Origin of the sequence: Mesorhizobium sp. M7D.F.Ca.US.004.03.1.1, assembly GCF_003998635.1 — a bacterium.
Taxonomy (GTDB): domain Bacteria; phylum Pseudomonadota; class Alphaproteobacteria; order Rhizobiales; family Rhizobiaceae; genus Mesorhizobium; species Mesorhizobium loti.
In genome coordinates, this window is record NZ_RZQG01000108.1 from 1 (window position 1) to 10,860 (window position 10,860).

The following is a 10,860-nucleotide window of genomic DNA, read 5'->3' on the forward strand; positions in this document are numbered from 1 at the left end:
TCAGACGATTGATCGACAGCGCGGTGACGGATTTGCCCGAGCCGCTTTCGCCGACAATGGCAAGTGTTTCGCCCTCGGCGAGGTCGAAGCTGACGCCGCGCACCACCTCGTTGGCTTGGCGGTCGCGGCCGAAGCCGACGCGCAGGTCGCTGACGGAGAGAAGCGGGGTCATGCCGGCGCCCTCCGCATCTTCGGGTCGAGGATGTCGCGCAAGGCGTCACCAAGCAGGTTGAAACCGAGGATGCTGATCATGATCGCCAGACCCGGGAAGATCATCAGCCAGGGCGCGGTCTCCATCAAATTGCGGCTGTCGCTCAGCATCAGGCCGAGCGAGGCCGCCGGCGGCTGAGTGCCGAGACCCAGGAAGCTCAGACCGGCTTCGGTCAAAAGCGACCAGGCCAATGCCAGTGTCACCTGAACGGTCAACGGCGCCACCAGATTGAGCAGCAGGTGCCGCGTCACGATGTAGGACGAACTGCTGCCGAAGGTGCGCGCAGCGTCGACGAATTCGCGCGCCTTGAGCGACAGAGCAGGGCCGCGCACCACGCGGGTGAAGATCGGCGTGTAGACGATGCCGATGGCAACGATGCTGGTCCATGTGCCCGGTCCGGCAACGGTGACGATGAGCAGCGCCAAAAGGATGGCAGGGAAGGCCAGCAGCACATCCATGATCCGCATCACGACGCCGTCCCAGCGGCGCCCGAGCCAGGCGGCGGCCAGCCCGAGAACCGTGCCGGCAAGGGTGGCGAAGGCCACCGAGAAGAAGGCAACCGTGAAGGACTGGCCGATGCCCGCCATCAGCCGGCTGGCCACGTCGCGGCCAAACAGGTCGGTGCCCATCCAGTAGGCGCTGTTGGGCGCATGCAGCCGGTCGACCCGGAACTGCGTGATGGGATTGTGCGGCGTCAGCCCCAGCATGCCGAGGACGGCGACCAGCAGATAGACGCCGACGATGACGCCGCCGATGCGGCCGCTGCCGTGGCTGAAGATGGCGCGCAGCATGCGCATCAGGACTCCCCCAGCCGGATGCGCGGATCGAGCGCGACATAGGCGAGGTCGACCAGGAGATTGACGATCATGAAGTTGAAGGCGATGAACAGCACGCTGCCCTGCACCAGCGCATAGTCGCGCTGCTGGATCGCATCCAGCACCATGCGGCCAAGGCCGGGCAGCGCGTAGATCTGCTCGACGATGACGGCACCACCCAGCAAATAGCCGAACTCGATGCCGCTCAGCGTCACGACCGGGATCAGCGCGTTGGGCAAAGCATGCCGCCAGATGACGCTGCGCGCCGACGCGCCCTTGCTGCGGGCGGTCCGCACATAGTCGTCGCTCAACACGTCGAGCATCGCCGAACGCGATATGCGGGTGACCGAGGCCGCGAAGGCAAAGCCGAGTGTGATCGCGGGCAGGATCATCTGGCTGAGATTGCGCAAGGGATCCTGCCAGAGCGGCGCGAATTCGCCCATCGCCGGCAGCACGCCGAAGCCGGCCGACAGCGTGTAGATGATCAGCAGGCCGAGCACGAAGCTCGGCGTCGACTGGCCGATCATGGCGACGATGCGCACGCCCAGATCGGACAGTTTCTCATTGTGCGTGGCGGCGAAGATCCCGGCAGGCATGCCGACGGCGAGCGCGATGATCATCGACAGGACGGCCAGCTCGAGCGTCAGCGGGAAGCGCTCGATGATGACGTCGAGCACCGGCCTGCCATAGGTGACCGAGATGCCGAGATTGCCGTGCAGGATGCCGCCTATCCAGCGCCAGTACTGGATGAACCAGGGCTGGTCGATGCCGAAATAGGCAGCGAGCGAGTCCCGCTGTGCCGGCGTCAGCAGGCCGGCTTCTGTGCCGAGCATGGCCGTGATCGAATCGCCCGGCACCATCCGGATCGCCACGAAGACCAGGATGGACACGCCAAGCAGGACGAGAGGAAACGTCGCCAGTCGTCGCATCAGATAGTTCACGCGAAGAAGTCCTCTCGTCCAATGCCTGCGGCGGCTACTGCTGGATGGTAACCTTGCTCAGGCTGAACAGCGTGCCCGTCGGCGTCGGCACGAACCCGGCGATGTTCTTCTGTTGGGCCGTATAGCTGTAGGACGTGTAGAGCCAGATCCACGGTGACATTTCGGCGAGGTGCTTCTCGAATTCGGCGAAGATCACCTTGCGCTTCGCCGGATCGGTCTCGGCGCGGCCTTGCTGCATCTGGCTGTCCAGCGTGTCGTCGATGTAGTTCGCCACCTTCTGCAGATTGCCCGCCTTGGTCCAGTAGCGGTTGTACATGGTGTAGGGGTCGGCGCGGCCGCCATTGAGCGCAATCGCCATATCGAAATCGCCCTTCAGCCAGGCGTCGACATAGACGTTGAGCTCCATCATCTTGATGTCGAGCTTGACGCCGATTTCAGCGAGCTGCGACTGGATGACCTGGGCTTCCGCGGCCGCCGTCGGCGGCTCGCCGGTGGCGCCGATCACGGTCGCGGAAAAGCCGTCGGCAAAGCCGGCCTCTGCCATCAGCTTCTTGGCCTTGTCGACGTCGCGCTTGTAGCAGAACAGCTGGCTCGGGTCGGTCGCGAGCGCCGGGATGGTCAGCGGTCCGGTGACCTTGCCTTCGCCGAGCGAAGCGGTGTCCAGCACCTCCTGTCGGTCGATGGCGCAGGAGATGGCCTGGCGCACCTTCAGCTCGGTCATCGGCTTGCGCGACGGATTGAGCTGCAGCACGTGATAGGCCAGCACCGGCACGCGGTTCAGCTGGAGGCTGGCCTCCTTTGGCACCAGCGTCGCGACCAGCGGATCGTTGAGCAGCGCGAAATCGATCTGCTTGGTGCGCATGGCGGCCAGGATCGCCGCTTCGTCCGGCAGCACGCTGATCTCGATGCCGTCGACGCCGGTAGCGCCGCCGGCCCAGTCCTTGTTGGCGCTCAAGACTTCCTTGGCGTTGGGATCCCATTTGTCGAGCTTGAACGGGCCGGAGCCGACCGCCTTGGTGCCGATCGACCCGGCCTTGATTTCGCTTGCCGGGACGATGGCCGCGTTGACGTCGCTCATCGCCGTCAGGATCGGCGCATCCGGCTGCGACAGATGGAAGACGACGGTCGCTGCATCCGGTGTGTCGATGCTGGCGATCGACAGGAAGTTGGCGCGTGCGGCAGCCCCGGTCTTCTCGTCGAGGATGCGCTCGAACGATGCCTTGACGTCGGCCGAGGTCACGGCGGTGCCGTCCTGGAATTTCGCCTTGGAATCGAGCTTGAAGGTCAGCGCCTTGCCGTCCTTTGAGAATTCCCAGGAGGTGGCGATGGCGGGGATGATCTGCAGGCTGGCATCGACCCGCACCAGCGGCTCATAGATCAGCTCCAGCAGCCGCAGCGATGAAAACGCCGTCTGCTTGTGCGGGTCAAGCCCGGTGGCGTCCTGCGACCAGGCCATATGCAGCGTTGCCGCTTGCGTCGAAACCGTGGCGATACCGAGCATCGCGGCCAGCGTGATACCCGACAGCAGTGTTCTTGTGAGATGCCCTATCATTGTCGTCTCCCATTTTGATTTGACTTGATGCCTTGCAGTTTCCGCCGACCGCTTCCAAGACACACATGGTTTGGAGTATCGGCCCAGTCTATGCGGCTTCACGCCGTCTTGTCTCATGCGGCTTTAGCCGTCTTGTCTCATGCGCTTCATGCTGTCTCGTTGCTGATTGCCTTTCGCAGGAAGCCTCCGGCCTTGCCGAGCGCCGCGCGCGCCTCTTCGACCCCCATGCCGGTGTTCGTGACCAGGATCGCCAGCTTCACGTCATTGCCGGTCTGGGCGAGCACTTGCTTGGCCTGTTGCGCAGCACATCCGGTGGTGTGCATGACGATCCTGATCGCCCTGGCAACCAGCTTCTTGTTGGACGGGTTAAGGTCGACCATCAGATTCTCATAGCTCTTGCCGATGCGGATCATCGAGGCGGTGGTCAGCATGTTGAGCACCAGCTTCTGCGCGGTTCCCGATTTCAGCCGGGTCGAACCGGTGAGTACTTCCGGACCAACGACCGGCGAGATGGCAATGTCGGCGATGCCGGCAATGGTCGACGCCGGATTGCAGGACAGGGCGACCGTCGTTGCGCCCACCTGCTTCGCATAGTTCAGCCCGCCGATGACATAGGGTGTGCGGCCGCTGACCGCGATGCCGACCACAACATCGTTTGATGTGAGCCCGATCTCCTGCAACGCCCTGGCGCCCATTTTCGGATCGTCCTCGGCGCCTTCCGTCGACCGCACCAGCGCGTCGGGGCCACCGGCGATCAGGCCCACCACCATGCCTTCGGGCACGCCGAAGGTGGGCGGACACTCCGAGGCATCGAGAACGCCGAGCCGGCCGCTGGTGCCGGCACCCATATAGACAAGCCGCGCGCCTTTCTGGAAGGCAAGCACGATCCGATCCACCGCGGCCGCAATCTCGGGCACGACCTTCTCGACCGCCGCCGGAACGACCTTGTCCTCATCGTTGATCTTGCTCAACACGTCGATGGTCGGCAGCAGGTCGATGTCCATCGTCCTCGGGTTCCGGCCCTCGGAAACCAGCCGGTCCAGTTCGGACATCAACCCTTGCTCGGTCATTAGCTTGCTTTCAAAAACCATGCGGCACAGCCGGAACAGCAAGGCCAACCAGCGCCAGCACACACGGACCAAGGGTCCGTCGTCGCTGCCCTGTTTTCTTTGTTAACTTTTTAGAATTTTATATTCATGTAGTCAACAAAAACTTGGAATATTTTATTCCTTCTCTGGCAAGGCGTTACTGTCCGTCGAGGGACCTTTTGGCAAGGATGATCGCGCCCGACACAGCATCGCCGTCTGCGGGCTTCAGGCGGCGCCGGACATCAGGAGAGAGCCAGGGTTCGAGCGGACTGGAGAGGCCGCCCAGCAAGGTCACGCGCGGCGCGCCTTTTTCGAACAGCACCCGCACCAGCGTATCGATCTGCTCGGCAGCACTTTGCACGATGCGCCGTCCGACCGGATCGCCCTGGTCAGCATGGCGCATCACCATCGGCGCCAGGGCTGCGTAGTCCGTGGCGGTTGCCCGATCCATCCAGGCAACCGCTTCCATCGGGTCGCTATGGAAACGCTGCATCACCTCCGCCAGCAGCGCTGTCGGCTCATGCCTTCCATCATGCGCGCGCAACGCCAGTTGCACAGCCTTCAGGCCAAGGTCGGCACCGCTGCCCTCATCGGAGATCGGAAAGCCGTAGCCACCAACACGCAGGTCGCGTCCCTCGACGAAGCCAAGGCCGATCGAGCCCGTTCCGGCGATGACAATGGCGCCGTCCTGGCCGGAATGCGCGCCCAGGCAGGCGCCGACGCCGTCGCTGACGAAATCGATGCTGGCAAACGGATGCACGATCGCCCGCAACGCCTCCAGCGCACCCTTGCGGCCGATGCCGGCAAGGCCGATGCCGGTGTGTATCCGGGCGATCTCCACTGCACCGAAGCCAGCCTCCTCGATGGCAGTGCCAAAGGCTTTCGCGACCGAGGCCCAGGCCGCATCGATGCCGAGCCGCGTTGTCGCCGGCCCCGACAGGCCTTGCCCCAGCACCGTCCCGTCAGCGTCTTCGATACGGGCGCGGCAACCGGTTCCGCCGCCGTCGACGCCCAGAAAATAGTGTTCCACACCGTTCATGCGCTCAGCCGCTCGATGTCGGCGCCGCACAGGCGCAGCTTGCGGTCCAGTTGTTCATAGCCGCGGTCGAGGTGATAGACGCGGTTGATGGTCGTCTCGCCCTCGGCGACAAGTGCGGCCAGCACCAGCGATACCGATGCGCGCAGATCGGTGGCCATCACAGGCGCGCCATGCAGTTTCTCGCCACCACGCACCAGCGCCGTGGTGCCTTGCAGCTTGATGTTGGCGCCGAGCCGCATCAGTTCGGGAACATGCATGAAGCGGTTCTCGAAGATGGTTTCGCGCAGCAGCGACGCGCCGTCGGCGCAGCACATCAGCGCCATGAACTGCGCCTGGAGATCGGTCGGAAACCCCGGATAGGGTTCCGTCGTCAGGTCGGCGGCTTTCAGCGGCCGGTCGCGCGAGACGATGAGCCCGCGGTCGCCGGGCCAGACGCTGACGCCGGTGGCCTCCAGCAGTTGCACCACCGATGCCATGTGCTCGAGCCGGGCATGCGTCAGTTCGAGCTGGCCGCCGGTGATCGCCGCGGCGATGGCATAGGTGCCGGCCTCGATCCGGTCGGGGATGATGTCGTGCGTGGCGGCATGCCAGTTGGTGTCGCCGGCAATCAGGATGCGGTGCGTGCCGGCGCCCTCGATGCGCGCGCCCATGGCGGTGAGGCAAGCGGCGAGATCCGCCACTTCCGGCTCGCGCGCCGCGTTGAGGATCTCGGTTTCGCCCTTGGCCGTGGTCGCCGCCATGACAGCGGTTTCCGTCGCGCCGACCGATGGCGAGCTCAAGACGATGCGCGTGCCGTTCAGCCCGTTCGGCGCAGAGGCGACGATCGAACCGTTTTCGATGGCGATCCTGGCGCCCAGTGCGCCAAGTGCCGCCACATGCATGTCGACCGGCCGCGCGCCGATGGCGCAGCCGCCCGGCAGCGAAACCCGCGCATGGCCGAAACGCGCCAGCAGCGGCGCCAGAACGAGCACCGTCGCCCGCATCTTTCGCACCGTATCGTATGACGTCTCCTTGGATACGGCGGCACTGGTGTCGATCGTCGCGGCATGCGCCGACCGGGTCACCTCGGCGCCGTGCAGCCGCACCACGCCGAGCATGTTTTCGACGTCGGTCACATCAGGCAGATTGGTCAGTTCGAGCGGGTAGGGGCTGAGCAGCGCCGCCGCTATCTGCGGCAGGGCCGCATTCTTGGCGCCGGATATGGTGACCGCGCCTTCCAGTCTTTGGCCGCCGACGATCCGCAATCTATCCATGGGCTGCAACCTTGTGCGACGAAAGCCGGCCACACCCGGGCGGCTTCTCTCTGGAGACGCTGCTCCGAATCCCGGATTTTGGCCCGGTCCAGTTCAAGAATTAATTCTACGTTCTTGGCTGTCAATCGGAATTGGAATATTTTATTCCTTAGCCCGGCACCTGAAAGCGCGAGGAAATCCCGTGTCCGTCCTGAACAGGATCAATGCGAAGCTCGACGGCATGGCGCCCGGTGATCGCGAGATCGGCCAGTACATCGTCGACAATCCCGACCAGATGCTGCGCCTGTCGACGGCCGCACTCGCCGCCGAGATCGGACGCAGTCAGTCGAGCGTCGTCAAGTTCAGCCAGAAGCTCGGCTATGCCAGCTATCAGGAACTCAAGCTCGCCGTCAGCGAGGCCAAGGCGCAGGAATGGCAGGTGCCGGCCGGCATGATCCACGGTTCTATCGAGGTCGGCGACAGCTACCAGGTCATTTTGAAGAAGCTGATCGGCAGCAAGCTTCTGTCGATGCAGCGGACCGCCGAGACCAACAGCGAGCGGATCATCTCCAGGGCGCTGGAACTGCTGGACAAGGCGCGCCGCATCCATCTGGTCGGCGTCGGTGCATCCTCGCTGGTGGCGCGCGATTTCTCCTACAAGCTGATGAAGCTCGGCCGCAATGTCCTGCACGACAGCGACAGCCACATCCAGATGGCCAATGTCTCGACGCTCGGGCCGGGCGATGTGCTGTTCGCGCTGTCCTATTCCGGCGCCAGCATCGAAACCCTGCGCATTGCCGAGCTTGCCCGCAAGCGCGGCACCATGGTGATCGCCGTCACCGGCCTGCACGACAATCCGCTGAGCCGGGTCGCCGACATCTGCCTCTACACGATCGCCGACGAAGAGCGTGCGCGATCCTCCTCCATCACCGCGCGCGACGCGCAGCTGACGCTGACCGACCTGTTGTTCATCCTGCTGGTGCAGAAGCAGCCGGATGCCAATGAGTATGTCCACAACAGCGAAGCGGCGGTCTCGGTGCTGAAGGCCGAGCGGTCTTCGTAGCGCCACAGGCGATATTGGATTGCGCACGCCGTTTCTGCGGCCGTCTGGCTCAACAACTGCAGCAATGCCATCTCTTGCCTGTCACCCGCGAAGGCGCGACCCTGCTTCAGTCCAAATCCGCAAGGAGAGAAAAATCATGACATCCGATGTGGCCGTCATTGCAGGCGCAGGCGCTGGTCTGAGCGCCTCGCTGGCGCGCCTCCTCACCCGCGAAGGCTTTCACGTGGTTCTGGCCGCCCGCAATGTTGAAAAGCTGAGCGCTCTGGTCGACGAGACCGGTGCACTTGCCGTCGAGACGGATGTCGCCGACGCTGCGTCCGTCGCCAGGCTGTTCGACGCCGCCGACAAGGCCGGCCCGCTGGCACTCGCGGTGTTCAACGCCAGCGCGCGCACGCGCGGCCCGATCGCCGAGCTCGATGCCGAAGCGGTCAAACAGGCATTGCTGGTCGGTGCCTATGGCGGCTTCCTGGTCGGCCAGCAGGCGGCGCGGCGGCTGCTGGCGCGGGGTTCCGGATCGATCCTGTTCACCGGCGCCACTGCCAGTGTGAAGGGATTTCCCAGCTCGGCCGGCTTTGCCATGCCTAAATTCGGCCTGCGCGGCCTGGCGCAGTCCATGGCCCGCGAGCTCGCCCCACAGAACATCCACGTCGCCCACTTCATCATCGACGGCCAGATCGAGCCGCCCGGACAAGCAGCCGATCCCGAGCGGCCGGACCGCCGGCTATCGCCGGACGCCATCGCCGAGGCCTATCTCACAACCCATCGCCAGCATCGCAGCGCCTGGAGCTCGGAGCTTGAGCTGCGGCCCTGGGTCGAGGCGTTTTGACAATCCAGATGATCGCCCAGGGGAAGTAACGCATCGGGGTCGATGCGGTCGTAGTTCACACCGCCGACAATCTGGTCGACCACGGTGCCCCTATAGGTCAGTCTAGACGCTTTCGAGGTATGTCTCGATCTCGAAATCGCTGACATTGAGCGCGAACGTGTTCAATTCCTGCCGTTTGCAGGCAACGAAAGAGTCGCGCAGGATGGCCGGAAAGATCTCCGCCACATGCGTCCCGCTTTCAAAGGCGGCGATCGCGGACGCCCAGTCCGGTGGCAGCTTTGCCGGCGGAAGTCCCTGGCCGTCAGTGCCGATCGGATCCCCTGGCGACAGCTGTCTTTCGATGCCGGTCAGCGCGGCGCCCAGTATGGCCGCAAGCGCCAGATAGGGATTGGCGTCAGCTCCGGAAACGCGATGCTCGATACGACGCGCACCGGTCGGTCCGCCGGGAATGCGGATCGCGACCATGCGGTTCTCATAACCCCAGGCGACCGCGGTTGGTGCGTAGGATCTTGGGCGTAGCCTGCGGTACGAATTGAAGTGTGGTGCGAACACCAGCGTGCTCTCGGCCATTGCCGCAAGCAGGCCGCCAACCGCATGGCGCATGGTCTCCGAGCCCTGGTCTGTGCCGTCGTCGAAGACGTTGCGGCCTTCGCCGTCGACCAGGGAGAAATGAACGTGAAAGCCATTGCCGGCCCGGTCGCCATAGGGCTTGGCCATGAAGCAGGCGGCAAAGCCGTGCTTGCGGGCAATGCCCTTCACCGTGCGCTTGAACAGCACCGCGTCGTCGGCAGCCCGCAAGGCGTCCGCAACATGGTTCAGATTGATCTCGAACTGACCCACGCCGTTTTCGGCGATGGCGGTGTCGACGGGGATGCCTTGCGTCCGGCAGGCTTCATAGACGTCGTGGATGAAGGATTCGAAGTCGTCGATCTCATCGATCGACAGTGCCGCGTCGGAATCGAGACGGCGCCCGGTCACCGGTGAGACAGGTCCGACCGGCCGCTGCGATTGCGGATCGACGAGATAGAATTCGAGTTCCGTTGCCGCGACCGGAGTCAGGCCCAAGGCCTTGTAGCGATCGAGGATGCGGGCCAGCGCCCGTCGCGGGTCGCCGAGATAGGGCGCGCCGCTTTCGTCGGCAAGCCAGAGCGGGATGAGCGCCGTCGGATGGGCCGTCCAGGCCACCGGGAGAATGCCGCGCCCCGTCCACTGGCACAGTCCATCGGCATCGCCGGTCGAGAAAACCAGGCTATTGCCTTCGATATCCTCGCCCCAGACATCGAGCCCGATCAGCGAGTAAGGCATGCGCAGCTTGCCTTCCAGCGCCTTTCTTGCCTGCTCGACCGGTATGCGCTTGCCGCGCATGATGCCGTTGAGATCGCACACCGCGGCCCTGAGGCTCTGGATGTCGGTTCTGCTTTCAAGCCAGTTCAAAACGTCCGCAATTGCATCGCTCAATTTATAACCTCTGGTTTTTGAAGGTCCCCGCAAGCCTGACCGGCTGCACTGTCCCTGGTAAATAGCTTGTGAGTTTTTGAAAAACGGACCTGGCTGTCGCCAAGGGGCTTTTCCTTATTTTTTCAAGTCACTAGCCGGGATGTCGGGAGGCATTTCAAAACCAATTGCGCGATCTGCGATCGCAACATAGAGGCAAGAGCACGGAAAGCCAAGGGGCGACTTCAGCTTCTCGTCTTCGGAAATCTGGCCTGCCGCAGGATGTGCGAGGCGCCTTCGTCGATATCACGCACGATGGCCGCGCGGGCGCGCTCCCCATCCTGGGCTTCGATCGCGGCGACGACTTCCTCGTGATAGTCGATGTCGAGAATGGAGGCGAGATCATCCTCGAACCCCATGGCGAGGTTCCTGAGAAACGGGCCGACCTGCATCCACACGGTCTCGATCAGGAAGATCATCTGCTCGTTGCCGCAATGGCGATAGATCGAGAATTTGAAGTCGTGGTTCTTGCGCAGGTAATCGTCGATATCGCCCTTGCGGGCCGCCAAGGTCAGGTCGGTGCAGTGGCGCCGGATCGTCCGCAGATTGTTGCCGTTGATGCGTTTCGTCGCTAGCTCGGTCGCCGAGCCTTCGAGGAT

11 protein-coding genes are annotated in these 10,860 nt (G+C 63.8%); 2 read left to right on the plus strand and 9 right to left on the minus strand.

Annotated elements, in window-relative coordinates; genetic code table 11:
• From EN935_RS09365 to murA, 7 genes are all read right to left on the minus strand, one after another.
• Window positions 1-172, minus strand: a 172-nt coding sequence (locus EN935_RS09365; RefSeq protein ID WP_127373285.1) for an ATP-binding cassette domain-containing protein, incomplete at its 3' end; no start/stop codon positions are given.
• Window positions 169-1,008 carry an ABC transporter permease gene (locus tag EN935_RS09370; protein WP_109661895.1) on the minus strand — a complete coding sequence of 280 codons (840 nt, stop codon included), beginning with the start codon at window positions 1,006-1,008 and terminating at the stop codon, window positions 169-171. The genes EN935_RS09365 and EN935_RS09370, both read right to left, overlap by 4 nt.
• On the minus strand, window positions 1,008-1,967 hold the full coding sequence (locus EN935_RS09375) for an ABC transporter permease (protein WP_127263532.1): 960 nt from the start codon (window positions 1,965-1,967) through the stop codon (window positions 1,008-1,010). Before EN935_RS09375 ends, EN935_RS09370 begins: the two co-directional genes overlap by 1 nt.
• A 34-nt stretch (window positions 1,968-2,001) precedes the next feature.
• Window positions 2,002-3,519, minus strand: a complete 1,518-nt coding sequence (locus EN935_RS09380) for an ABC transporter substrate-binding protein (RefSeq protein WP_127263534.1) — start codon at window positions 3,517-3,519, stop codon at window positions 2,002-2,004.
• Window positions 3,520-3,665: 146 nt separating this feature from the next.
• Entirely contained in the window at window positions 3,666-4,589 is a 924-nt protein-coding gene (gene murQ, locus EN935_RS09385) for an N-acetylmuramic acid 6-phosphate etherase (RefSeq protein ID WP_127263548.1), read from the minus strand.
• A 175-nt stretch (window positions 4,590-4,764) separates the two neighbouring features.
• Window positions 4,765-5,646 (minus strand): N-acetylglucosamine kinase, encoded by an 882-nt coding sequence (locus EN935_RS09390; protein ID WP_109661903.1) that lies wholly within the window; start codon window positions 5,644-5,646, stop codon window positions 4,765-4,767.
• Entirely contained in the window at window positions 5,643-6,899 is a 1,257-nt protein-coding gene (gene murA, locus EN935_RS09395; RefSeq protein WP_127263536.1) for a UDP-N-acetylglucosamine 1-carboxyvinyltransferase, read from the minus strand. The genes EN935_RS09390 and murA overlap by 4 nt, the downstream gene beginning before the upstream one ends.
• A 181-nt stretch (window positions 6,900-7,080) precedes the next feature.
• On the opposite strand from murA, the gene EN935_RS09400 reads away from it, so the two are divergent.
• Complete coding sequence (locus EN935_RS09400) at window positions 7,081-7,941, plus strand: MurR/RpiR family transcriptional regulator (RefSeq protein ID WP_127263538.1); 861 nt, start codon at window positions 7,081-7,083, stop codon at window positions 7,939-7,941.
• A gap of 136 nt (window positions 7,942-8,077) precedes the next feature.
• Window positions 8,078-8,767 (plus strand): SDR family NAD(P)-dependent oxidoreductase, encoded by a 690-nt coding sequence (locus EN935_RS09405; protein ID WP_127263540.1) that lies wholly within the window; start codon window positions 8,078-8,080, stop codon window positions 8,765-8,767.
• Between the two features lie 102 nt (window positions 8,768-8,869).
• Here the strand turns inward: EN935_RS09405 and EN935_RS09410 are convergent, their stop codons facing one another.
• Window positions 8,870-10,225, minus strand: coding sequence for a glutamine synthetase family protein (locus tag EN935_RS09410; RefSeq protein ID WP_127263542.1), 1,356 nt, complete (start codon window positions 10,223-10,225; stop codon window positions 8,870-8,872).
• Window positions 10,226-10,446: 221 nt separating this feature from the next.
• Window positions 10,447-10,860 (minus strand): GntR family transcriptional regulator (locus EN935_RS09415; protein WP_164771058.1); only part of this gene is annotated, 414 nt, incomplete at its 5' end.